Consider the following 24,288-nt stretch of genomic DNA (forward strand, 5'->3'; position numbering starts at 1 on the left):
CGCGCCATTAAAACAGTAAGCGTATAGCGACTGTGGAGCAGACATGACTAATACCGATCGCACCGTTTTATCCAACATGGTGAGCGAGCTGGCGACGACACGTGCCTTACTCAATTGCCTGATCAAGGAATTCGCCCTGCCTGAAAACTGCCTCCAATACACGTGGCCGCAAGACACGCAGGGCATTGCGCCAGGCAGTTTTGTCGACGGCGGACACTGGAAAGGCATTCCACTGACCATCAGCCTGCCCAATCAACAGCAGTTCTTTGTGCTGGTGGATCGCCAGGACCGCCTGGGCAGTCACCGCTACCTTTCCGATGTCTACGCTCGCCATGGTCAGGGCACGTGGCGTTGCCTGGCATTTCCGGAGTTTGCCCGTCAGTTGCTGACGGCGTGTGAGCACATGACCCGCGCCAGCAACGACGAACTGCTGGATCAGGTGCTGCAAAGCCAGCACCTGACCGCTGCCATCGTCGCGCATAACATGACCGGTCAGCACCCGGCACCGCTGAGCGGCTATCTGGCCAGCGAGCAGGGCTTGTGGTTCGGCCACCCCAACCACCCGGCGCCCAAGGCACGTCTGTGGCCTGCTCACCTGGCTCAGGAAACCTACGCGCCGGAGTTTCAGGCGCAGACCGCGCTGCACCTGTTTGAAGTGCCGCTGGAGGGCTTGCGTATCACCGCCAATGGTTTGAGCGAAGCAGAGGTGATGGCCGGCTTCGCCGATCAGTCCCGGGCTCGACCCGGGTATGCGTTGATCTGTATGCACCCGGTGCAGGCGCAGTTGTTCATGCAGGATCGCCGCGTGCAGCGTCTGCTCGAACTGGGCGAGATCGCAGACCTGGGCGCCAGCGGCCTACTGGCCAGCCCGACAGCTTCGATGCGCACCTGGTACATCGAAGGTCACGACTATTTCATCAAGGGCTCGCTGAACGTGCGCATTACCAACTGTGTCAGGAAGAACGCCTGGTACGAGCTGGAAAGCACATTGATCATCGACGACCTGTTTCAGCGCTTGCAGCAGAACTGCCCGGAGACGCTCGGCGGCCTGTCGACGGTTGCCGAACCCGGCTCGATGAGCTGGGCCCCCAAAGGCGCCACTGAGGCAGACGGCCACTGGTTCCGTGAGCAGACCGGGGCGATTCTGCGGGAAAACTTCTGCCGCCGTTCCGGCGCTGATTGCAGCGTGATGGCCGGCACCCTGTTCGCACGTGATTTGCGTTCAAAGCCGCTGGTGCACGATTTCCTTCAGCGTTTCAAAGGCAGCGAGCTGGAAGACGACGACCTGATCGACTGGTTCGACGCGTATCAGGCCTTGCTGCTGCGCCCGGTCATGGCGCTGTTCTTCAACCACGGCATCGTGATGGAGCCGCACCTGCAGAACGCGGTAGTGATTCACGATAACGGCCAGCCACAGCAGTTGCTGTTGCGCGACTTCGAAGGCGTCAAGCTGACCGACGAGCTGGGTATCGACGCCATTCAGGTCGGCCTGCACCCTCGGGTGCGTCAGTCGCTACTCTACAGCCGCGAACAGGGCTGGAGCCGCATAACCTACTGCCTGCTGATCAACAACCTGTCCGAAGCCGTGCTGGCCCTGAGCTGGGAACGCCCGCATCTGGCAGCGCTGATGTGGCAAAAAGTCGAGCAGCAACTGCGGCGCATACGCGAAGAACTGGTGCTGTCTGCGCCAGAGCTGGACGCGCTGATTGCCGGCCAGCCGATTGCCTGCAAGACCAACCTCAAGGTGCGCCTGGCCGCCAAGGCCGACCGGGAGGCCAATTATGTGCGCCTGGCGTCACCGTGGAGCACGGAGGCGCGTTATGCATAAGGTGCCGGAAACCGTACTAGCGGCCATTCACGAGGCCCGTGCTCTTGAAAGCGATCCGCTGGCCGCGTTTATCTACGATCTGGACGCGCTGCAACAGCATGTGAGCGAAGTCATGGCGGCGCTGCCGGCTGGCGTGGAGCTGTATTACGCGATCAAGGCCAACAGCGAAGCGCTGATGCTGGAAACCCTGGCGCCGCTGGTCAGCGGCTTCGAAATCTCTTCAGGCGGCGAGATCGAACGGGTCATGGCCTGTCCGACGTGCAAGCCGTATGTGTTTTCCGGCCCCGGCAAACTCGACTCGGACCTGCGCTCGGCGCTGCTCAACAAGGTCGAAGCCGTTCACCTGGAAAGCCTCAACGAAATCCAGCGCCTGCAACATCTGGCGGAAGAAGCAGAACGCGTGCAGCCGGTGTTCATCCGCATCAATCCACAACTGCCGGCAGCACAATCGAGCAAGCTGGCAATGGCCGGCACCGCGACCCCGTTCGGCATCGATGAAGCAGATCTGGCCGACGCCCTGCGCCTTGTGGACAGCGCCACGCACCTGACGCTCAAAGGGTTCCATGTGCACGCCATGTCGCATCAGATGTCGGTGGAGCGCCACGAGCAACTGCTGGATTTTTACCTGCAACGCTGGCAGGCATGGAAAGCGCTGGCCCGTTACCCTGAGCAACTGACCCATTTCAACGTCGGCGGCGGCATTGGCGTCGATTACCTGAACAATCCGCAATTCGACTGGCAGCGCCTGTGTCGCTACCTGGAAAAACGCTTGGGCGAGCAGCCTGATGCGCCGATCCTGCGCTTCGAGCCGGGACGCTTCATCAGTGCGTATTGCGGCTATTACGTCATTGAGGTGCTGGACCGCAAAACCAGTCACGGCGAGCATTTTCTGGTCTGCCGGGGCGGTACGCACCAGTTCCGCCTGCCGGTTGCGCAGGGCCACGATCATCCGGTTATCCACTTGCCGAGCGTACCACCAATCGCTGCATCGCCGGAAAAGGCCTACACCGTTGTCGGTCAGTTGTGTACGCCCAAGGACGTGCTGAGCCGCCGTCAGCCCTTCAAAGACGTGAGCATCGGCGACCTGCTGGTCCTGCCAATGGCGGGTGCTTATGGCTACAACATCTCGCACGCCGACTTTCTGTGCCATCCCAGACCGGCACAGCACTTCGTGCGCAACGGCGAACGGGTCAGCCAATGAGTGTGAAGGTTCCACGCAGTTGGGTGGTGATCAACGTGCTGCTCGGCACGCTGACGGTCAGCCTCAGCAACAGTTCGCTCAACCCGGCGCTGCCGACGTTCATGGAGGCGTTTCAGATCGGCCCGCTGCTGGCCACCTGGATCGTTGCAGGCTTCATGACCAGCATGGGCATGACCATGCCGCTGACCAGTTTTCTCAGCCAGCGAATCGGCCGCAAACGCCTGTACCTGTGGGGTGTAGCGCTGTTTGTCGGCGGCTCGTTGCTGGGCGCGCTGGCCAGTTCCATCGCCTTGGTCATCACGGCGCGAGTGGTGCAGGGCGTGGCCAGCGGGCTGATGATCCCCCTGTCGCTGGCGATCATCTTCTCGGTGTACGAAAAGCATGAACGGGGCAGGGTGACCGGGTTGTGGAGCGCAGCAGTGATGCTCGCTCCGGCGCTGGGTCCGCTGTGCGGCAGCCTGTTGCTGGAGTGGTTCAGCTGGCGCTCGCTGTTCCTCATGAACGTGCCCATCGGCCTGCTGGCGTTGCTGCTGGGCATCGGCGTGCTGCCAGACTCGGAGCCTGCCGAGCGCAAGCCGTTCGACCTGATCGGCTACCTGCTGATTGCGTCGGGCATCGGCCTGCTGATGATTGCCATCAGCCGCATGCATCACGCCCAGGCGCTGCTCGATCCGTTCAATCAGGCCATGGTGCTGGTCGCCTTGGCCTGCCTGATCGCTTTTGTGCGGGTGGAACTGCGCCGTGAAGCGCCGCTGCTCAATCTGCGCCTGTTCAACCTGCGCGGTTACCGGTTAAGCGTGATCATCGCCGTGGTGCAATCGGTGGGTATGTTCGAGTGCCTGGTGCTACTGCCGCTGCTGGTCCAGACCGTGCTGGGTTACAACCCGATCTGGACCGGTCTGGCACTGCTGTGTACCGCTGCGTTTGCCAGCCTGTTCGGGCAGTGGGGCGGCAAGGCGCTGGACCGCCACGGCCCGCGCACGGTGGTGGCCATCGGTTTGTTGCTTACCGGGCTGGCCACGCTGGCACTGGGCATGCTCAACGCCCATGCATCGATCGGCGTGGTGTTCGTGCTGATGATGGTGCGTGGCGCAGGCCTCGGGCTTTCCTACATGCCGGTGACCACGGCGGGGCTGAATGCCTTGCCCGAACCGATGGTCACGCAGGGCGCCGCGATGAACAACATCTCCCGCCGTCTGGTCGCGTCGCTGGCCATTGTCATCGCCTCACTCTGGCTGGAATTTCGCCTCAATAGCGCAGGGCCGCTCGCCACGCCGTCGGCCATCAGCGAAGTATTTATCGTCACCGGCGTGCTAATCCTGCTGGCGTTGCCCTGTGCGTGGCGCTTCCCCCTTAACGACGAGCGCGCCGAGGCCCAGCCCGACGCGGTCGAACCCCGATAATTTCTCCTTCGAGGTATGAACATGGCGACTCCTTTACCGCTGCAACGTCACGCTGCTTCACCCACAACAGCCACCGGTGACTGGCTGGCTGCTATCGACATCGCGCGTTACGAAAAAGTACAGCGCCGGGTCATCGGGCAATTGCTGCAAACCCTGCTGTATGAAGCCGCGCTGCCTTACCGTTGTGAACCACTGGGCGAGCATCTGCATCGTTTCAGCGTGCCGCTCGGAGATGGCGTGGAGTACCGCTGCAATGGTCTGCTCAGCACCAGTTTCGAGCTGATCCGGCTGGATCACGCCAGCCTTGAACGCGTCGACAGCGCGGGCCAGCGCTCGACGCCGGACCTGCACCTGGCGTTGACCGAAGTGCTCGCGCCGTTCAAGGACAGTCCGCACTTGGCGCGCTTCATTCAGGAAATCGAGCAGACCCAGCTCAAGGACCTGCAAGCGCGCAATCAGGGTTATAAACCTGCCATGCCAGCCCACGAACTGGACGTGGATGCGCTGGAGCAGCACTTCATGGACGCCCACAGCTACCACCCGTGCTATAAGTCGCGAATCAGCTTTTCTCTGGCCGATAACCGCAACTACGGGCCGGAGTTTGCCACGCCCTTCGCGGTGGTCTGGCTGGCGGTCGCCAAATCGAGTGCTTCAGTGGGTCATTCGCGGAACATGGATGTGCAGGCATTTATCCGCGATGAGCTTGGCGCACAACGCTGGCAGGAATTTGCCGGCATCCTGGCTGCACAAGGCAAATCCATCGATGACTATCAGTTGATGCCGGTGCACCCGTGGCAGTGGGACAACGTCACGGTGTCGACCTTCTACCCCGAGCTGGCCAGCGGCGAGCTGGTGTATCTGGGCACCTCGGCAGATCATTACAAGGCGCAACAATCGATCCGCACGCTGGCCAACGCCAGCCAGCCGCAACGACCTTACGTCAAGCTGGCGATGAGCATGACCAACACCTCCAGCACGCGGATTCTGGCGCGGCATACGGTGCTCAACGGCCCGATCATCACCGACTGGCTGCACCAGCTGATTGCCACCGACAGCACCGCCAAAGCGCTGGATTTCGTGATTCTTGGCGAAGTGGCGGGGGTCAGTTACGACTACCGTCACCTGCCCGAATCCCGTTCGGTACAGACCTACGGCACGCTGGGTGCCATCTGGCGCGAAAGCCTGCATCAGTACCTCAAGGACGATGAGCAAGCCGTGCCGTTCAACGGCCTGAGCCACGTGGAAAACCGCTACGGCGACGGCGAGCAAGCACCGTTCATCGACGCCTGGATCGGCCAGTACGGCCTCGAGGCGTGGACCCGTCAGTTGTTGCAGGTGACCGTGCCGCCGATCATCCACATGCTCTACGCCGAAGGCATCGGCATGGAGTCCCACGGCCAGAACATTGTGCTGATCGTCAAACAGGGCTGGCCACAGCGCATTGCGCTCAAGGACTTCCATGACGGCGTGCGTTATTCGCCTGCCCACCTGGGGCGTCCCGAGCTGTGCCCGGAGCTGGTGCCGCTGCCTGAAAGCCACGCAAAACTCAACCGCAACTCGTTCATCATCACCGATGACGTGAACGCAGTACGCGATTTCTCCTGTGATTGTTTCTTCTTCATCTGCCTGGCGGAAATGGCGATCTTCCTGCGTCAGCAGTATCAGCTCGACGAGGCACTGTTCTGGCAGATGACCGCTGAGGTGATCCTCGACTACCAGCAGGCGCATCCGCAGCACCGCGACCGTTTCGGGCTGTTCGACGTGTTCGCGCCGACGTATGAAGTGGAAGAGCTGACCAAGCGCCGCCTGCTAGGTGACGGCGAGCGGCGCTTCCGTTCGGTGCCCAACCCGCTGCATGCCTACAGGCCGCAATGATGCTGAGGACCAACACACTCAAGGGCAAACTCGGCAGCGGGCAGCCGGTGTACGGGCTGATCAGTTCGATTCCGGCCCCGGCGGCCATCGAGCTGATCGCCGAGGCCGGGTTCGATTTCGTGATCATTGACATGGAACACGTGCTGATCAACCCGGAAACCGTGGAAAACATGATCCGCGTGGCAGAAAGCTATGGCCTGACGCCGCTGGTGCGGGTCGCCGATCTCAACCCGAAAACCCTGCTGCGCCTGCTTGATGGCGGCGCTCAGGGCATCGTTTTGCCGATGATCGAGTGCCCCGAACAACTGGCAAACGCCATTGCCGCCTGCAAGTACCACCCGCTGGGCCGCCGCAGCCTGAATGCCGGGCGACCCGGCTCGTTCGGCAAGCACAGTCTGGCGCAGTACGTCGAAGCCGCCAACCAGCAAATCATGGTCGTGGCGATGATCGAAAGCGCCGAAGGCGTGCGCCGCGCTGCCGAGATCGCCGCTGTGGCGGGGCTGGACATGATTCTCGAGGGCGCGGCCGATCTGTCGCAGTCGCTGGGCATGCCGTGGCAGATCGACCAGCCCGAGGTGCAACAAGCCTTGTCCGACACTTGGCAGGCTGCGCAGGCCGCAGGCGTTGCCTATTGCACCATCCCCCGGCAACCCGGCGATGCCGCCCGTTGGCAGGCGCGCGGGGTCAACGTTTTTGTTCTCGGGGATGAGCGCGGTATCGCTTTTCGTGCGCTGCAGGCCCGTTTGAACCACATTTCAGCAGAAGGAAAATAACCCGATGAACTTCACTTCACTCGCCGCTGAGCTGGTCATGCAGGATCTGGTCGATTGCCTGCTGGCCGAAGACTTTTTTGGCCAGCAGCCCTTGAGCCTGCAAGACACCGCTCACTGGCAAGCACGCCATCCGCAGGCGCCGCAACTGGCGGAGCAGAGCCCAGCGCAACAGGTCTGGGAATGGTGCTGCGATGCTGCGGAGCAGCGCTTCATCAGCATCGCGTTGCGCCCCGGCATCACCCAGCAATGGGAACAAGTGCCTGGCACGCCGGTGTTGGGCCGCCAGGACGAGCGCTGGACGCAGTTATCCCCGGAAGACTTCATGAAGTGGGTGTTTGCCGGCAAGGCAACCCAGCTTCAGGACAGCGAGCGCCAGGAAAACGAAAAAGGTATCGCGCTGTTTCTCGATGTTCTGCGCATCAGTGTCTGGCAAACCGCGCTGTCGCTGGATCACAAGGTTGACCATCAACACCTGATGGCGCAGGACGGCGCCACGTTCTTCCGCACCATGGAACAGTGGGCGTCGCTGCGTGACCGGCCTTATCACCCGCTGGCCAAGGCCAAGCAGGGTCTGAACGAGCAGGAATATCAGCAGTATCAGGCCGAGTTTGCCCAGCCGGTGGCGCTGAACTGGGTCGCCGTCGACAAGACCCTGCTGCAATGCGGGGGTGGCGTAGGGGACCTGAGCGCCTCGTTCCCGGCGCGTTACCTGCTGCCGAAAAACCTGCAGGCCGAGCTCGACCAGGAGCTGCAACAGCGCGGCATTGCCGACAGCCACGTGGCGCTGCCGGTCCATCCCTGGCAGTTCGAGCATGTTCTGGACGCACAACTGGGCGACGTATTCGCCAAAGGCGAGTGCCAGCGCCTAACGTTCAGCGCGGCCACGGTGTATGCCACCTCATCGCTGCGCTCGATGACGCCGTGCTTCAACAGCGCCGACTACCTCAAGCTGCCGATGGCGATCTATTCCCTTGGTGCGTCGCGTTACCTGCCTGCGGTCAAGATGATCAACGGCGAGCTGAGCGAGAAACTGCTGCGCGAGGTGGTCGGCAAGGACCCAACCCTGAGCCGTTCGCTGCACCTGTGCGACGAGGGCAAATGGTGGGCGTTCATGCCGCCGCAGGCCACGCTGTTTGACGAAGCGCCACGCCACCTGTCGGCGATGGTGCGCCAGTACCCTTCGGCCTTGCTGGATGATCCGGACTGCCGCCTGCTGCCGATGGCCGCCTTGGGCACACCGTTGCCAGGCAGCAATCGGCATTTCTTCGATGAATGGATGGACTACCGCGACCTGCCGCGCAATCAGGCTTCGGTACTGACTTTGTTCCGAGATCTGAGCCACAGCTTCTTCGACATCAACCTGCGCATGTTCCGCCTCGGCATGCTCGGCGAGGTACACGGTCAGAATGCGGTCATGGTCTGGAAAGCCGGTCAGGCACAAGGCCTACTGCTGCGCGATCACGACTCGCTGCGTATCTTCGTGCCCTGGCTGGAACGCAATGGCATGCACGACCCGGAATATCGAATCAAGAAAGGTCATGCCAATACCCTTTATCATGACCGCCCTGAGGATCTGCTGTTCTGGCTGCAAACCCTAGGTATTCAGGTCAACGTGCGGGCAATCATGAACACGCTGGCCCAGGTTTACCAGATGCCGGTCACAGCGTTGTGGACTGTGTTGCGCGATGTTCTGGATAATCTCATCACCACCATCGAATTCGACGACGAGGCACGTGCCATGATCCGGCATCAACTGTTCGACGCTCCGAACTGGCCACAAAAGCTGCTGCTCACGCCAATGATCGAGCGCGCTGGCGGGCCGGGCAGCATGCCGTTCGGCAAAGGCCAGGTGGTCAACCCGTTCCACAGGTTGCGCCGTGACACCTGACCGAACCCTGCAGCCATCGCGGCGCACCGTATTGCGCCTGTCGCTGGGGTTACTGGCGCTGCCCGGCATTGTCCGGGCGGCGTCATTGCGCTCAGACCCCTTGAGAGTCGTCACCCTGTTTCAGGGGGCTTCCGACAGCGCCGTGGCATTGGGGGTGACGCCGTGCGGTGTGGTCGACTCCTGGAGTGAAAAGCCGATGTACCGCTACCTGCGCCCGGCGCTGGTCGCGGTACCGCACGTGGGCCTGGAAACCCAGCCGAGTCTGGAAGAGATCGTGCTGCTCAAGCCGGATCTGATCGTCGCGTCACGCTTTCGCCACCAGCGCATTGCACCGTTGCTGGAACAAATCTGCCCGGTGTTGATGCTGGAAGAGGTGTTCGAGTTCAAGCGCACGCTGGCGATGATGGGCGCGGCAATGAATCGTCAGCAACAGGCCATGCAACTGCTCGGCGAATGGCAGCGCCGTGTGACTGAACTGCGCGGTCAGTTGCAGGCGAAATTCGCCGGGCGCTGGCCGATCACGGTGTCAGTGCTCGACATTCGCGAGGACCATATACGCAGCTATCTGCCTGCCAGCTTCGCCGGCTCGGTGCTTAGCGAACTGGGCTTTGCCTGGACACCCGCTGCCCGCGAAGCAACCGGCGTTTCCCTTAAACTCAGCAGTAAAGAGAGCTTGCCTGTGGTCGATGCCGACCTGTTCTTTATCTTTCAGCGTGCGGACAGTAAAGCCGCACAGCAAAACTACGACAAACTGATCCAGCACCCGTTCTGGCAACAATTGCGCGCCCCTCAGGACAAACAGGTCTTTCGCGTCGATGCGGTTGCCTGGAGCCTGTCGGGCGGCATTCTGGGCGCCAACCGCATGCTCGATGAAATCACCCGCGTGGCGATGGCGGACAACGCCTCATGACGGCAGCCATGAAACTGGGCCTGGGACTGTTGATGCTGGTGGCGTGTATGGGGTTGAGTCTGGCCACCGGGGCCAACTGGATCTCGCCGTCTGCGATTGTCGCAAGCCTGTGGCAGCCAGACGTGTTGAATCCTGTTCAGCATGTGTTGCTCGACACGCGGCTGACGCGGACCTGTATGGCCGTCGCCGTGGGTTCGAGTCTGGCCGTGGCCGGCGCGCTGATGCAGGCCCTGACGCGCAACACGCTGGCCTCGCCGGGGCTGTTCGGCATCAATGCCGGGGCGACATTTGCCATCATTGCCTGTTCTTCGCTGTTTGCCCTGACCTCAATGAGCCAATGGCTATGGTGCGCCTTTATCGGTGCGGCGGTGGCGGGGACGATTGTCTGGGTGATTGGCAACCGCGGACAGGGCAGTCTCAATCCGTTACGTATCGTGTTGGCCGGGGCTGCCATTACCGCGCTGTTCACGGCGTTCAGTCAGGCGCTGCTGGTGGTCAATCAGGACGGTCTGGACACCGTGCTGTTCTGGCTGGCGGGTTCTCTTTCGGAACGTGATCTGACCACCGCAGCACCGCTGTTGTTGTGCGTGGTGCTCGCCCTGTGCGGATCACTGTTGCTGGCCGGGCAGGTCAACGTGCTCAATACCGGCGAAGCCATCGCCACCGCGCTGGGCCAGCGGACCGGGCTGATTCGCCTGCTGATGAGCCTGGTGATCATCGTTCTGGCTGGCAGCGCCGTGGCGTTGGCGGGCAGCATCGGTTTCATCGGGCTGCTGGTGCCACACATGGTGCGTAAGACGCTGTCCATCGACCATCGCTGGCTGCTGCCCGGTTGCGCGGTGTTGGGCGCCACACTGTTGCTGCTCGCCGATACGCTGGCGCGCGTCGTGATCCTGCCTCAGGAGGTGCCGGTGGGCGTCATGACCGCGCTGTTCGGCGCGCCATTCTTCATTGCACTGGTCCGTCGCGGGGCGCGTTATGGATAAGCACCTGAGGCTGCGTTATCGCGGTTTTTCCCGGCAGTTCAGCCTGACCGTGCTGATGCGTCTTACCGTTGCCGTGGCGCTCACAGTGCTGGTGGCACTGGGTTCGCTGGCGGTGGGCAAGATCAAACTGTCGCCTGCGACGTTGATAAGCGTGTTTGCCGGTCATGCCGACGCCAGCCTGCTATTCATCGTCGAGCAACTGCGCCTGCCGCGCCTGGCGCTGGCCGCTTTGGTGGGGGCGGCATTGGCCATGTCCGGGCTGATTCTGCAAAGCATCATTCGCAACCCGCTGGCCTCGCCGGACCTGTTGGGCATCACCAGCGGTGCCAGCGCTGCGGCGGTGCTGTATCTGTCATTTTTCTCGGCCGCACTGGGCGCGCAGTTTTTGCCGCTGGCGGCCATTTCCGGGGCTGGCCTTGCTGCGCTGGTCATCTACCTGCTGGCCTGGAATCAGGGCGCTTCGCCCTTGCGCATGGTGTTGATCGGGGTCGGAGTATCGGCACTGCTGGCGGCTGTGACCACGTTCATTCTGGTGTTCAGCCCACTGACCACAACCTTGTCGGCCTACGTCTGGCTGACCGGGAGCGTGTATGGTGCCAGTTGGCCGGAACCTCGCGCGCTGGCCGGCTGGCTGTTGCTGACCCTGCCGCTGCTGGTGCTGCTCGCCCGTCAGGTGCGCATGCAACAACTGGATGACAATCTGGCCCAAGGCATTGGCGTGCGTGTCCAATGGCTGCGCGCCGGACTGCTGCTGGTCAGCGTTGCGCTGGCGGGGCTCGCGGTCGCCTGGGGCGGGGCAATTGCCTTTGTCGGGCTGATTGCGCCGCACATCGCCAAGCGCCTGATGCCTCCGGGGTTTACCGGTCAGGCAATAATGGCCGCATTGATCGGTGCCAATCTGGTGATGCTTGCCGATCTGGCCGGCCGCACGTTGTTCCTGCCGATGGATTTGCCCGCAGGGATTTTTGTCGCGGTGCTGGGCACGCCGTTTTTTCTGTATCTTTTGATCAACCAGCGGCATTAAGGAATTACCGATGGCGTCCATCGCAACCCATGATCTGACCTTGAGTTACCAGCGCCAGGTGATCATCGACAGCCTTGATCTGCAATTGCCCGAAGGTCAGGTAACCGTATTGATCGGCAGCAACGGCTGCGGCAAAAGCACCTTGCTCAAGTCGCTGGCACGGCTGCTCAAGCCACAGCAGGGCACTGTAGTGCTCAATGGTGCGGACATCCATCAGAAATCCACTGCCACGGTGGCCCGGGAACTGGCGATTCTGCCGCAGATGCCCAGCGCTCCGGAAGGCATCAGCGTGCGTCAGTTGGTGGCGCTGGGGCGTTACCCGTATCAGAACTGGATGCAGCAGTGGTCCGAGCAGGATGAAGCGATGGTCGAACGGGCCCTGGCGCAGACCGGCATGCAGGATTTGGCCGAGCGACCGGTGGATGCCTTGTCCGGTGGTCAGCGTCAACGCGCATGGATCGCCATGACTCTGGCGCAGGATACTGACATCGTATTGCTGGACGAGCCGACGACCTTTCTCGATCTGGCTCATCAGATCGAAGTGCTGGACCTGCTGCGCGATCTCAATCGTCAGGAAGGCAAAACCATCGTCATGGTTTTGCACGACCTGAACTTGGCCTGCCGTTATGCCGATCACATGGTCGCCGTGCACGAGCACACCGCGTTTGCTCAGGGGCGACCTGCCGACATCCTCAGCGAAGCGCTAGTCAGGCAGGTGTTCGGCCTCAACTGCCGGATCATCGCCGATCCCTTCTTCGGTACGCCGCTGTGCATTCCCTTTGGCCGGGAAATGCCGCAATGAGTGTCGCGCAGGCCTTCAGCGAGTCGGAGTGGGCGCTGTTATCCGGCGCGCTACAACTCAGACAATCCAATGCCCGCGACCCACGTTCATTGCCCGCAAGGGCATTGCTGGACGATCAGGTCTGCGAACAGTTGCTGGCAGCCTTGGGGCCGATCATCGGCTCCCCGACTGTAGCGATCACTGCGTCACTGCTGGCCAAGCGCTTTTCCTTCCTGAGCACGGGCGCTTGCCTGTACGCCATGTCGGTCTACGACAAGGGTCTGATCCTGTCGCTGGACAACAGCGTGGTCGAGTACGCACACGATGATGGCCTGTGGACCTCTTCCATGCCCCTGGTAGACGTGACGCCTGTGGGCTATGAGCCGGGTAAGCGCGAGGCGTGGCGTGACATAATCGTCGCCACCCTGTTTCGCGACCTGCTTCAGCCACTCTGGGAAACCTTCAATCGTGTCACCGGTATTTCCCGGCGCATTCTTTGGGAAAACACCGCCGTCCGCGTCTACTCGCTGTACGACAAACGCATGGACAAGGTCGAAGACCCGCTGGTTCGCCAGCGTTATGAGGCCGATTTCGACTGGCTGCTGAATCAGGCCGACCCGACACTGTTCGGGCTGAGCTACAACCCCTTGAAACACTTTCGGCGCCCGCCGACAGTGCTGGAAACCGAGGGCAAAAGCATCCGCTTTCGTCGCACCTGCTGTTTTTATTACGACGCCAGCAACCCTGTCGAATATTGCTCCACTTGTCCGCTGCTGAGGCCCAGAAAATGTCGATGAACAAACAGATTGCACACCGTCAGCAACAGCTCAGTGACGCCGTCATCGAGCAATTCCGTGGCATCGCCGCGTCTACCATCGGCCACCTGACCGACAGCGGCTACCTGCGCGGCATCAGGCCCTTGTTCGACGGCGCGCGACTGGTCGGCAACGTCGTCACCGTCAAAGTCCACCTGCCCGACGGCAGCATTCTGCGCGACGCGCTGCTCAACAGCCTGCCCGGCGACGTGCTGGTGATCGAATGCATAGGCGACGAGCACTGCGCCTGCTGGGGCGAACTGCGCACCCTGGCTGGACTCATCAAAGGCCTGGCCGGCGTAGTGGTGTCCGGCGCAGTCACCGACGTCGCCGCCTTGCGCGAACATCGCCTGCCGGTATTCAGCCGTGGCATCAGCGCCGTCACGACGCGCAGCCTCGGGGAAAGTGGTGAACTGAACGGGCAGGTCAATATAGGCGGGGTTGTTGTGAGTCCGGGCGACATTGCGATTGGTGATGACGATGGGGTGTTTATCTTGAGCCCGCAGCGGGCGAATGAATTGTTGCCCGGGTTGTTGGCGAAGGAGGGGGCGGATAAAGCGCGGAGAGAGGAATTATTGGAAAGGCTGACTGGAGAAAACACAAGTACCAGATGTCAGCATTAAAAATAAAAAATGTTTTTCAACGTGTAAGGTGCATGCTCGCAGAGCTCATAATAACATCACACATTTTTCAATCACTGAAACAGCACTTTGGGATCCCAAGTACTCATTAAACTGCTGAATCAGCCATTTTTATATTAAGTTTTACAGCGAAGCTCAAGATTGCTGTTGGGTGACCGATGAAGATCGCAAACCCAATCTGTTTCGGATAGCCGCAATGTTTAAGGAGACGCTGATTTATTCTAAAACCCAGCTGTTGCCCCCAGATAAATCAAGGCCTCCAGAGCGTTGCAGGGACGAAAAATCGAATAAATCAGCGCCTCCTTAGAGGGTGTAGACAAAATCATGTAGTGAGTCGGCGCGCGAGTATTCGAGCCTCGGCCAACCAAACCCATGCCTCGCTTACCGCAAAAAGGCGATCATGATGCATGATCAGTCGCCGAGCTCTCTCATTCCAGGCATGAGTTCGCTCCACTACCCATCGCTTGGGCATGACCACAAATCCAGTCTGAACAGGCTCCACGGAAAATAGATCGCCTTGTTCAGAGTGCCATTGCCCTGTTCTTCTGTTATTCGGGCCACGGATCACTTGAACATCGATAGCGTGCAGTTGATGGGTGCGCTGTGCCCATTTTCCTGCGTACGCACTATCAACAAAAAGCGTGCTCAGTGACGGATATTTTTCCTTCGAGTACGCCACCGCATCATCCGCCGCGTCACGATCCTGCACGCTTGCAGCACTGATACTGACAGCCAGCAGCAGGCCCAATGTATCGACAATCAGACTTCGTTTACGCCCCTTCACTTTTTTGCCTGCGTCGTAGCCGCTGTCACCGCCTTGAGGAGAACTGCGGGTCGACTGTGAATCCAGGATCGCTGCTGACGGGCTGTCAGCGCGTTCTTCCCGCTCACGCCATTGAGCTCGCAAGCGATCATGCATTTGCTCGAACTTGCCTTGAGCGCTCCACCGGCGGAACGTTTTGTAGACATTGTCCCAATGAGGAAAATCGCGGGGTAGCATTCGCCATGAGCACCCCGTGCGTACGACATAGCAACAGGCTTCCAGCAACGTGCGCCGAGAGTGAAGCGGTGGCACTCCTCGTCCGCCCTGGCTTTCAAACAGGTCGGCGACCAGTGCCCACTCGGTATCTGTCAAGCAACTCGGATATAGCTGCTCCGGCAGTTGGCGGCGATGGGTTTCATTGTAGCCATAGGCTTTATTAGGTTCAGGTGACTGAAAACTTCCCTTGGCCCGCTGCTTTACACGCGTAATCCCTGCCATTTTCAACGCTTTTGCAAAGGTGTCGGGATGCGCAGTGATACCGGTTTCGGCGAAGAATACGAGCGCCAATTCGGCCTGGCTGGAATAGGGCTGTGCATGAGCGAGTTTCACCAGCACGGGATAGTGCTCGGCGGCAATCGAGCGAGGACGTCCGGTTTTAGGCATGGCTTGAGGGCTATTCAGACAAGGGAGTGAAAGTTTAATTTATTTTGTCTACACCCTCTTAACTCTCAGTTGAAAAAGACCAACCAGGCATTGGAGCGCCGCCTCGCCATGCTTGAACAAGCCGGGCAAATCCTGAATCTGGAGACTGTTGCCGTCGTTCTCGACGGGTTGGGTAAAGTGCAGACCGTCAACGCCTTGTTCGAGACGGAGATGAGCTATTCACAGGGCGAGATTGCTGGTCGTAGTCTTTCCGAGCTGAGCCCGCCGGAGCTGAGCGGTGATACGCATCAGAAGCGCGCGCTGGCTGCGATCCGCGACGGCAAACACTTCAGTGGCACGTTGCGGTTGGTCAGCAAGACAGGCGCCAGGGTCTGGTTGAGGACCGTGGTCGTGCCTTTTAAAAATGAAACGGGCGGCGTCGAGCAGATCACGTTGTACTCCAGTGTCCTGACCCGAACGATTGAGGCCTCACGTGAAAATGAGGCGCTGGTCAATGCATTGCAGCGCTCCACCGCCGTTATCGACTTCACGCTGGAAGGGATTGTCATTGGCGCCAATGATAACTTCCTGAAAGCAATGGGTTATGAGCTGAATCAGATAAAGGGCAAACACCACAAGATCTTCTGTTTGCCGGAAGAGTCCGCCTGCGAAGCGTATAGCCACTTCTGGGAAAGGCTGCGTCGCGGTGAGTTCATCGTCGATCGCTTTCGACGGATTGACAAGTCCGGCCGCGATGTCTGGCTGGAGGCGTCCTACAACCCGATTACCGACGCAAACGGCAAACTCTATAAAATCGCAAAGTTTGCGACGGTTATTACTGAACAGGTCGAACGTGAAAAAGCCGTAGCCGAGGCGTCGGACATGGCCTATCAGACGTCTATTGATACTGACAGCAGTGCCCAACAAGGGCGCAAAGTGATCAAAGACACACTGCACACGTTAGGCCAACTGACGATCTCGATGGAGGAGGCCACACAAGGTATTCAGGCGCTGGACTCGCAAAGCCAGGTGATCGGCACGATTATAAAAACCATCAGCGGGATCGCCGAGCAAACCAATTTGCTCGCCTTGAACGCGGCCATTGAAGCGGCCAGAGCGGGCGAACAGGGCAGGGGGTTCGCGGTGGTGGCCGACGAAGTACGGCAGTTGGCTTCACGCACGACCAAGGCGGCAGAAGAAATTGTCAACGTGGTGAAAAAGAATCAAAGCCTGGCGTCAGAAGCCGTGGCGGTCATTGTCCGCAGCACCGAACAGGCTTCAGAAGCGCTGGTACTGGCCAACGACGCAGATCGTGTCATTCAGGAAATTCAACAGGGCGCGAATACGGTAGTCACGGCCGTCAGTCGTTTCGTTAATCAACGCTCGAGTTAATTGCACGTTATCAGACAGGTTTGACAGGAAGTCCATTTTAATCTCGTGCCAACGTGATCTGGGCACGAGGTAAGGGGCGACCGTCTGGTTTTTCGGGCTCATCAACAATTGAACCTGACATAAAGTTTAATGGACTGTTTTATAAACGTTGTGGAACAGCGACACACGGGTGCAGTGGACAACGTGGGTATTCGGAGCTATCTCTCTTAAAGCCTGACGCCTGACTACCGATAACCTGCCTATAGACGTAGCATCCGTAGTCATTCGAGCGTAAATCCATGTCATTCATCCGCAGCCCGCAAATGGTTCGTAAATACCTTTACACCGTGTTGTGGCTTTATTTCTTTTCTATCTTCCTGCTGGCGGTGGTATGGGAATTCAAGCTCGAATCCGTTGCCATGTACATGCTGAACTTACCTTATGACCCGGACTTCGAAGACGCCGAGCGCTGGCGGTTCGTGTTGACGTCGACCGGCTTTGCGCTGCTGTCGATGGTCGTACCGTTCATTCTGTTGATGCGCCTGATGCAACGGTTGCAAGGCAGCTACAACGATTTGCTCGCGGCGCAGGCGCTCAGTGACTCTCTGGCCCGTCACGATCCCTTGTCCGGGCTGCTCAATCGTCGCGTGTTTCACGAGCAACTGGTTGCACGCGTGCAGCAAGCTTCTGTGCAGACGGCTGTTTTCCTGATTGACCTGGATAAATTCAAACTCATCAACGACACCCACGGCCATGCGGTGGGCGATGCCGCTATTTGCGCCGTCGCGGACAGCCTGCGAGAGGCAACGATGGGCTGGCAGGCCTCAGTGGCAAGGCTGGGAGGAGACGAGTTCGGTCTGGCGGTCAGTGGTGACTTCAGTCAAATCGAACTCGCGACACTGGCGGAAAGTGTCTTGGCCAACATCGCAGCGTCCAGTGCCTGTTTGCCGCGCATGACCCTGACTGCGACCTTGGGCGTTGCCATCTCGCCACTTGATGGCTCCGACGCGGAAATACTGCTGCAACGTGCTGACAGCGCCATGTATCGCGGTAAAAACAGCGGCCGTGCCACGTTTCATTTCTATGAAGTCAGTTATGAGCGCGAACAACGCCAGCAAGAGTTATTCGCCCAGGAACTGAGGTACGCCATTGCAGAGAAACATATACAGCCGTTCTATCAGCCTATCGTCAGTCTTCCCGACCAGCGCCTTGCGGGGTTCGAACTGCTGGCGCGATGGTTGCACCCCGAGCGCGGTATCATCCTGCCGCTCGATTTCATCCCTGTGGCGGAACAGTTGGGGCTGATCAAGCAGCTCACTGAAAGCCTGTTGCTTCAGGCCTTTGATCAGGCGCGTGAGTGGCCGAGCGACTTTACCCTGTCGATCAACGTGACGTCGCTGATGATAGAGAGCCTCGACTTTCCCGACTGGCTGGAGCAGTTGGCACGCGAAGGCAACTTTCCGCTGAACCGGCTGGAAGTAGAAGTGACAGAGAATGCCCTTGTGGCCAACGTCGACAGTGCACGCTTGAACCTGGAACGTCTGCGCGCGATGGGGGTGAGTGTCGCTCTGGACGATTTCGGTACCGGCTATTCAGGGCTTTATCACTTGACCAAACTTGCTATCGATAAAATCAAGATTGATCGATCTTTTTTTGACACGTCGCTGGATAACCAGAACGAGATGATCAAGGCCATTCTTGCCCTGGGTAAAAGCCTGCGCATGAAAATCACCGCAGAGGGTGTGGAGCACGAGGAGCTGGCAGACTGGTTAGCCACTCATGAGTGCGACTTTGCTCAGGGTTACTTGTTTGGACGGCCTTTGCCGTTGGCTCAGGTGACAGCGCTGCTGGCAATGAACGAGCTTGCCGGGCCGGTCAGGGCGCAAGCCCGCGCTGGATAGCGCAATGATTTCAGGCAACTCTCTCGTAATGTTCCGGGCCGGTATGCATGTGAGGCGCTTATCCAGACCTGTGCATACCGACGAGTGCACAGCGTGGGCATGGCCACCGGCACCGTTCAAACCTTCTGATTTATAAACAGTTCCCTAACATCGATTACTCATGGACTATATGCGCATTTGGCTGCCTCTTTATGAGGTCAGCGCTCGCAGCTCCAGGAGCCCGTGGATGAACATCAAGATTGAGGCGCTGATCGCCCGGAAGATCGGTTTCGCCTCCCACCAGAACGCCGTGCCGCTGGTACGTGAATTGAGTATCTGGAACCTGGAAGAAACCAGCTTTGAAAACCTGACCCTGAGTTTAAGCACCGACCCGGATTTCGTTGAAAATCGTACCTGGCACATAGACCGCATCCATGCAGGTGATCGCCTCAGCATCTCTGAACGCGACATCAAGCTCAATGCGGGTTACTTGTCCGGGCTGACTGAAAGCCTCAGCGCCGATGTCACTATGCGCCTGTCCCAAGGCGACAACCTGCTAGTCGAGCAGCGCTTCCCGACCGAACTGCTGGCTCGCACTGAGTGGGGCGGCTTGAGCGCCATGCCGGAGTTGCTGGCAGCCTTTTGTATGCCCAATGATCCCGCAGTCGATCGCGTGCTCAAAGCCGCTTCACAGGTGTTACGGCGGGCGGGCAAGAAGGATGGCATTGACGGCTACGAAGGAAAATCGCGCACGCGTACCTGGGAGCTTGCCTCCGCCATCTGGTCCGGGGTGTGCAGCTTTCAGTTGAGCTACGCATTACCTCCCGCCAGCTTTGAGCAGCAGGGCCAGAAGGTCAGGCCTCCGAGTGTGATTCTGGAAAACGGTGTAGCGACCTGCCTGGACACCGCGCTGCTGTTTGCTGCTGCGTTGGAGCAGGCGGGATTGAATGCCCTGTTGATCATGACCAAAGGCCATGCCTTCGCAGGCGTCTGGTTGCAGCCTCAGGAATTTTCCCAACTGTTGACCGATGAAGCGTCGGCAGTGCGCAAGCGTCTGGATCTGAAGAAAATGGTGGTATTCGAAACCACGCTTGCCACACAGGCACCTGCGCCTGGTTTTTCTCAGGCCATTGCGGCGGCCGAGCGGCAACTCGATGATGAGCAGTTCATCATGGCTATCGATTTGCACCGTGCCCGGATGCAGAAGATCCGGCCGATGGCGCTCGTTTCAGTGGCGCAGGCACCCGATGCGACCGCCGATGCTGCGCCGGCTGTCGAAGGGTTGGAAGAAGCCCCGGCACTCCCGGGGTTCGATGTCGAGATCAATACGATTGACGAAGGCCACGCTGGCAAGCTGACGCTGTGGCAACGCAAATTGCTTGATCTGACGACTCGCAACCGCCTCCTGCACCTTCCGGACAGCGCCAAGGGCGTGCGTCTGCTGTGCCCGGACCCGGCAGCGCTGGAAGACCTTCTTTCCAGCGGTCAGCGCATTCGTGTGGTGCCAGTACCTGACCTGAACAGCAGTGGCCGCGATGTGGCGCTGTACGAGCAGCAGAATAATGAAAGCCTGATCGACGAGGTCGCTCGGCAGGCACTTGCACGGGGTGAAGTGCTCGCCAGCCTGGAAAAGGTCAAGCTTGAAGCAACGCTGATTGATCTGTTCCGAAAAGCACGCAGCGATCTGGAGGAGGGTGGGGCGAACACGCTATTTCTGGCCATTGGCTTTCTCAAATGGAAAAAAAGTGCAGAAGACCCGAAAACCTACTCTGCACCGTTGATCTTGCTGCCGGTAAAACTTGAACGCAAAAGTGCCTTGTCCGGGGTGACACTCAGCCTTCTTGATGAAGAGCCACGTTTCAACCTGACGCTGCTGGAACTGCTGCGGCATGATTTCGAATTGATGATTCCAGGGCTGGACGGCGAGTTACCCGGTGATGAAAGCGGCATTGATGTGCTAGGCATCTGGAACATCGTGCGGCGAGCGGTCCGCGACGTACCAGGATTCGAGGTGAGTAACGAGCTGGTGTTGGGCACTTTCTCGTTCGCCAAATACTTGATGTGGAAGGACCTGAACGCCAACGCCGCGCAGCTGTTGCAAAGTCCCTTGGTCAAGCATCTGTTGGAGCCGGGTGAAGCCGGTGAGGGGTTTTCCGGCTCAGACGAGTATCCACGGCCTGAATGCCTGGACTCATCGGTAACACCCGCGCAGCTTTTTGCCCCGCTGCCTGCCGACTCGTCACAGTTAGCTGCCGTGGTGGCATCTGCTGGCACTCGCAGCTTCGTCATGGATGGACCGCCGGGAACCGGTAAGTCACAGACCATCGCCAACATGATTGCCCACAACCTGGCGTTGGGCCGTCGGGTGCTGTTCGTGGCAGAGAAACGTGCGGCGCTGGACGTGGTTTATCGTCGTCTGGCAGAAAAGGGGCTGGGCGAATTTTGCCTCGAGCTGCATTCAAGCAAGGCGTCCAAAGTTGAAGTGCTCAAGCAACTGGACCGCGCCTGGGATGTCAGCGACGCATTGAGCGCCGAAGAATGGCAGCGCGAAGCCACTCGGTTGCAGGCCTTGCGCTCGAAACTCAACCAACTGGTTGATGTCTTGCATCGACGCTGGCCAAACGGCCTGTCCCTGCATCAGGCGATTGGTCGCGTGATTCGTGATCACGGCCCTCAAACGCCGAGACTGGTCTGGCCAGCGGGCACGGAGCATGATGCCGCAGCGTATGGCCAGTTGCTTGATCTGTCGCGTCGACTGGGTTTGAACGGTGCTGCCGCCCGTGACCTGTCAGACAGGTTTGGCGCTCTGGCACAGACTCAATGGTCGAACGCCTGGCAGGCGAACATTGCGAACGCCGCACGTGAGGTGCCGCAGGCTGTTGATGCGCTGAATACCGCAAGCGAAAGACTGCTTGGGCTGATGCACCTGAATTTGCCTGTGGCAGAAGTGGGGCAGGTCCGGCAGCTCAGCGAGCTGGCGACGCTGGTCCTGGAATCCTGCGGCCTGAACCTTTCATTTGCATTTGCCCCCGATGCTGTCGCGCGTATCGACGCCACCCGGCGCGCGTGTCAGTTGATCGAAAGTTATCGGGAGCTTGAGGAAAGCCTTTCGCTGGATTACGCAGATGAAGCATGCCGTCGCATTCCCGTTGAGGCCATGCGCGGCGAATGGCGTGAGGCCGAGGGCAAATTCTGGTTCATGGCAACGTTCGCCAAGAAAAAAGTGGCCAGGGAACTGGCCTCTTCAGGCGGCGCTGTCGGTCTTCCGGACACCCTCGGCGACCTCGCCATCTTCGAGCGTCTGCATTCGCAACTCACGGAGCTGGACGCGCTGGCCGGTGACCTGCAGTCGATCCCGGGCTGGCAAGGCCTGAGCAGCGATGTTTCGCGTCTGTTCAGTGCAGCCTCGCTGGCTGAAAAACTGCGCGGGCTGCTCAGCAGTCTGGCCGAATCACCGGACCATCTGGTTTCATTGCGCGCAGCGGTCGCGCGGCTGGTCATCGACGCAAATGAAATGTTGGCCCCCGGTGGGCAAATCAGCACAGCGTTATCAACGTTGCAACAGAGCCTGACTCGCTATGAAGAAGCCGCTCAACTGTTTGCCGGGCTGGCTGCAATGGGTACTGACGCGCATCCGGGCGTTGCAGCGTTGCGAGCGACTTCGCTTTCCATCCAGCAGCACGAAGAGCAACTGAAGGCTTGGTGCGACTGGTGCCGCGTGCGCGAGCAGGCGGGCGAAGCAGGTCTGACAAGTCTGGCATTGGCGCTTGAGGCCGGAAGGCTGGCGCCGTCTGCCAGCGAGGAGACGTTCGTCACGGCCTATGCCCACTGGTTCGCTACGCAGGGTATCGATGGCGAACCGCTCTTGAGGAATTTCGTGGCTGCCGAGCACATGAGTGACATCAGCGCTTTCGTTCGTCTCGACGACGAAATGGCGAAACTGACCGTACGCTATATTCGGGCAAAGCTCTGTGGCTTGATTCCTTCGAAAAATGACATTCCCAAAAGCAGCGGCTTCGCCATTCTCAAGCACGAATTGCAGAAGTCGCGCCGGCACAAACCTGTCCGGCAACTGGCTATTGAAATGGGCGATGCGTTGAATCGTCTGGCGCCGTGCATGCTCATGAGCCCGCTATCGATTGCGCAGTTCTTGCCCGCCGATCAACCTCCGTTCGATCTGGTCATTTTCGACGAGGCGTCGCAGATCGCGCCATGGGACGCAATCGGCTCGATAGCCCGGGGCCGGCAAGTGATTATCGCAGGTGATCCGCGTCAGATGCCGCCTACGAACTTTTTCAATCGCGGCCCGAATGCCAGCGACGACGACACCGCCGAAGACATGGAGAGCATTCTGGACGAATGCCTGGCAGCCGGGGTGCCGAGCCATAGTCTGAGCTGGCACTACCGCAGTCGCCATGAAAGCCTGATCGCGTTCTCCAATCACCGCTACTACGACAGTCATCTTATTACGTTCCCGGCCGCAGAGACTCGCGCAAGTGCTGTCGAGTGGCGCAGGGTCGATGGTGTCTATGCGAAAGGAAAAGGGCGTTACAACCAGGCTGAGGCCGAAGCTATTGTGAGCGAGACCGTCAAACGCCTGACCGATCCCGCGTTCGTGGCGGCGGGTCATTCGATCGGGATCATCACGCTCAATTCCGATCAGCAAAAGCTGATCAACGACCTGCTGGATATGGCTCGCAAACAATACCCGCAGATCGAACCGTTTTTCCAGGACACGCTGACCGAGCCCGTTGTCGTCAAGAACCTGGAAACAGTCCAGGGCGACGAGCGAGATCTCATTATGCTCGGGATCGGCTATGGCCCGACCGAGCCGGGTGCGCAGGTCATGTCCATGAACTTCGGGCCACTCAACAAGGACGGCGGATGGCGCAGACTGAACGTCGCGATCACGCGTTCCCGTCGGGAAATGCTGGTGTTCTCGTCCTTCGATCCGTCAATGATCGACCTGAACCGGACCAATGCTCGCGCGGTCCGGGATCTGAAGCATTTCATCGAGTTCGCTCAGCGGGGGCCAAAGGCCCTTGCAGAGGCCATCCAGGGCTCGGTTGGCGGTTATGACTCGCCGTTCGAAGAAGCCGTCGCTCAAGGGCTGAGGCGTCTTGGCTGGCAAGTCGTCCCGCAGATTGGCGTGTCGCGTTTCCGCATCGATCTGGGGGTCGTTCATCCTGACGGTCCAGGCGATTATCTGGCTGGCGTTGAATGCGATGGGGCGACTTATCACAGCGCTGCCACTGCCCGGGACCGGGATAAGGTCCGAGGCGCGATTCTGAATGGCCTCGGATGGAATCTAGTGCGCCTGTGGTCCACCGAATGGTGGGTCGACAAGGAGGGCGCATTACAGCGGCTGCACGCAGCGTTGAACGACCTTCTGGCTGAAACCCGGTTGGAGGCCGTCGACAGTCAGGCAAACGAGCAGCCTCCGGCAGTGCCGGTGGTCATCGATTTCTCGGCTGACTCCGGCATCAACGCATGAAGACCTGGCGCTC

General features: G+C 59.6%; 15 protein-coding genes and 2 pseudogenes. 16 read left to right on the forward strand and 1 reads right to left on the reverse strand.

Annotated features, from left to right (window positions below; translation table 11 throughout):
- Window positions 1-43 precede the first annotated feature (43 nt).
- Genes BLT55_RS08140 through BLT55_RS08195 form a run of 12 tightly spaced genes read left to right on the forward strand, consistent with a single transcriptional unit; the run spans window position 44 to window position 14,107 of the window.
- On the forward strand, window positions 44-1,828 hold the full coding sequence (locus BLT55_RS08140) for an IucA/IucC family protein (RefSeq protein WP_055000281.1): 1,785 nt from the start codon (window positions 44-46) through the stop codon (window positions 1,826-1,828).
- Window positions 1,821-3,029, forward strand: coding sequence for a type III PLP-dependent enzyme (locus tag BLT55_RS08145; RefSeq protein ID WP_055000282.1), 1,209 nt, complete (start codon window positions 1,821-1,823; stop codon window positions 3,027-3,029). Before BLT55_RS08140 ends, BLT55_RS08145 begins: the two co-directional genes overlap by 8 nt.
- Window positions 3,026-4,432: a DHA2 family efflux MFS transporter permease subunit gene (locus BLT55_RS08150; protein ID WP_055000283.1), complete on the forward strand. Its 1,407-nt coding sequence runs from the start codon at window positions 3,026-3,028 to the stop codon at window positions 4,430-4,432. Before BLT55_RS08145 ends, BLT55_RS08150 begins: the two co-directional genes overlap by 4 nt.
- A gap of 21 nt (window positions 4,433-4,453) precedes the next feature.
- The gene (locus BLT55_RS08155) at window positions 4,454-6,307 is read left to right on the forward strand and encodes an IucA/IucC family protein (RefSeq protein WP_055000284.1); all 1,854 of its coding nucleotides are present in this window, start codon (window positions 4,454-4,456) and stop codon (window positions 6,305-6,307) included.
- On the forward strand, window positions 6,307-7,080 hold the full coding sequence (locus BLT55_RS08160) for an HpcH/HpaI aldolase family protein (protein ID WP_055000285.1): 774 nt from the start codon (window positions 6,307-6,309) through the stop codon (window positions 7,078-7,080). The genes BLT55_RS08155 and BLT55_RS08160 overlap by 1 nt, the downstream gene beginning before the upstream one ends.
- Window positions 7,081-7,084: 4 nt before the next feature.
- The gene (locus BLT55_RS08165; protein ID WP_055000286.1) at window positions 7,085-8,968 is read left to right on the forward strand and encodes an IucA/IucC family protein; all 1,884 of its coding nucleotides are present in this window, start codon (window positions 7,085-7,087) and stop codon (window positions 8,966-8,968) included.
- Window positions 8,958-9,878 (forward strand): ABC transporter substrate-binding protein, encoded by a 921-nt coding sequence (locus tag BLT55_RS08170; protein WP_055000287.1) that lies wholly within the window; start codon window positions 8,958-8,960, stop codon window positions 9,876-9,878. Before BLT55_RS08165 ends, BLT55_RS08170 begins: the two co-directional genes overlap by 11 nt.
- Entirely contained in the window at window positions 9,875-10,864 is a 990-nt protein-coding gene (locus BLT55_RS08175) for a FecCD family ABC transporter permease (protein ID WP_055000288.1), read from the forward strand. The genes BLT55_RS08170 and BLT55_RS08175 overlap by 4 nt, the downstream gene beginning before the upstream one ends.
- Window positions 10,857-11,888 (forward strand): FecCD family ABC transporter permease, encoded by a 1,032-nt coding sequence (locus BLT55_RS08180; RefSeq protein ID WP_055000289.1) that lies wholly within the window; start codon window positions 10,857-10,859, stop codon window positions 11,886-11,888. Before BLT55_RS08175 ends, BLT55_RS08180 begins: the two co-directional genes overlap by 8 nt.
- 10 nt (window positions 11,889-11,898) lie before the next feature.
- Window positions 11,899-12,690 (forward strand): ABC transporter ATP-binding protein, encoded by a 792-nt coding sequence (locus BLT55_RS08185; protein WP_055000290.1) that lies wholly within the window; start codon window positions 11,899-11,901, stop codon window positions 12,688-12,690.
- A complete protein-coding gene (locus BLT55_RS08190; protein ID WP_055000291.1) occupies window positions 12,687-13,466 on the forward strand; it encodes an IucA/IucC family C-terminal-domain containing protein in 780 nt (259 codons plus the stop codon). Before BLT55_RS08185 ends, BLT55_RS08190 begins: the two co-directional genes overlap by 4 nt.
- The gene (locus BLT55_RS08195) at window positions 13,463-14,107 is read left to right on the forward strand and encodes an RraA family protein (RefSeq protein ID WP_055000292.1); all 645 of its coding nucleotides are present in this window, start codon (window positions 13,463-13,465) and stop codon (window positions 14,105-14,107) included. Before BLT55_RS08190 ends, BLT55_RS08195 begins: the two co-directional genes overlap by 4 nt.
- 340 nt (window positions 14,108-14,447) lie before the next feature.
- Here BLT55_RS08195 and BLT55_RS08200 read toward each other — a convergent pair whose 3' ends face one another.
- Window positions 14,448-15,551 carry an IS5-like element ISPsy19 family transposase gene (locus tag BLT55_RS08200; RefSeq protein WP_004663854.1) on the reverse strand — a complete coding sequence of 368 codons (1,104 nt, stop codon included), beginning with the start codon at window positions 15,549-15,551 and terminating at the stop codon, window positions 14,448-14,450.
- A gap of 108 nt (window positions 15,552-15,659) precedes the next feature.
- Between BLT55_RS08200 and BLT55_RS34730 the strand changes: the two are divergent.
- From BLT55_RS34730 to BLT55_RS08215, 4 genes and pseudogenes are all read left to right on the forward strand, one after another.
- Window positions 15,660-16,382 (forward strand): annotated as a pseudogene (locus BLT55_RS34730) (PAS domain-containing protein); the annotation flags it as partial.
- Window positions 16,383-16,493: 111 nt separating this feature from the next.
- Window positions 16,494-16,922: pseudogene (locus BLT55_RS34735) on the forward strand (methyl-accepting chemotaxis protein); the annotation flags it as partial.
- A gap of 398 nt (window positions 16,923-17,320) precedes the next feature.
- Window positions 17,321-18,802 carry a putative bifunctional diguanylate cyclase/phosphodiesterase gene (locus tag BLT55_RS08210; RefSeq protein WP_054998605.1) on the forward strand — a complete coding sequence of 494 codons (1,482 nt, stop codon included), beginning with the start codon at window positions 17,321-17,323 and terminating at the stop codon, window positions 18,800-18,802.
- 226 nt (window positions 18,803-19,028) lie between these two features.
- Window positions 19,029-24,275, forward strand: coding sequence for a DUF4011 domain-containing protein (locus BLT55_RS08215; protein ID WP_054998603.1), 5,247 nt, complete (start codon window positions 19,029-19,031; stop codon window positions 24,273-24,275).
- The last annotated feature ends 13 nt before the right edge of the window (window positions 24,276-24,288 follow it).

The sequence above is a fragment of the Pseudomonas cannabina genome, from assembly GCF_900100365.1.
Classification (GTDB): Bacteria; Pseudomonadota; Gammaproteobacteria; order Pseudomonadales; family Pseudomonadaceae; genus Aquipseudomonas; species Aquipseudomonas cannabina.

Excerpts from the sequence above, each read along its gene's own strand:
- BLT55_RS08140 (WP_055000281.1), top strand. The coding sequence starts at position 44 with ATGACTAATACCGATCGCACCGTTTTATCCAACATGGTGAGCGAGCTG.
- BLT55_RS08145 (WP_055000282.1), top strand. The coding sequence starts at position 1,821 with ATGCATAAGGTGCCGGAAACCGTACTAGCGGCCATTCACGAGGCCCGT.
- BLT55_RS08150 (WP_055000283.1), top strand. The coding sequence starts at position 3,026 with ATGAGTGTGAAGGTTCCACGCAGTTGGGTGGTGATCAACGTGCTGCTC.
- BLT55_RS08155 (WP_055000284.1), top strand. The coding sequence starts at position 4,454 with ATGGCGACTCCTTTACCGCTGCAACGTCACGCTGCTTCACCCACAACA.
- BLT55_RS08160 (WP_055000285.1), top strand. The coding sequence starts at position 6,307 with ATGCTGAGGACCAACACACTCAAGGGCAAACTCGGCAGCGGGCAGCCG.
- BLT55_RS08165 (WP_055000286.1), top strand. The coding sequence starts at position 7,085 with ATGAACTTCACTTCACTCGCCGCTGAGCTGGTCATGCAGGATCTGGTC.
- BLT55_RS08175 (WP_055000288.1), top strand. The coding sequence starts at position 9,875 with ATGACGGCAGCCATGAAACTGGGCCTGGGACTGTTGATGCTGGTGGCG.
- BLT55_RS08180 (WP_055000289.1), top strand. The coding sequence starts at position 10,857 with ATGGATAAGCACCTGAGGCTGCGTTATCGCGGTTTTTCCCGGCAGTTC.
- BLT55_RS08185 (WP_055000290.1), top strand. The coding sequence starts at position 11,899 with ATGGCGTCCATCGCAACCCATGATCTGACCTTGAGTTACCAGCGCCAG.
- BLT55_RS08190 (WP_055000291.1), top strand. The coding sequence starts at position 12,687 with ATGAGTGTCGCGCAGGCCTTCAGCGAGTCGGAGTGGGCGCTGTTATCC.
- BLT55_RS08195 (WP_055000292.1), top strand. The coding sequence starts at position 13,463 with ATGAACAAACAGATTGCACACCGTCAGCAACAGCTCAGTGACGCCGTC.
- BLT55_RS08200 (WP_004663854.1), bottom strand. The coding sequence starts at position 15,551 with ATGCCTAAAACCGGACGTCCTCGCTCGATTGCCGCCGAGCACTATCCC.
- BLT55_RS08210 (WP_054998605.1), top strand. The coding sequence starts at position 17,321 with ATGTACATGCTGAACTTACCTTATGACCCGGACTTCGAAGACGCCGAG.
- BLT55_RS08215 (WP_054998603.1), top strand. The coding sequence starts at position 19,029 with ATGAACATCAAGATTGAGGCGCTGATCGCCCGGAAGATCGGTTTCGCC.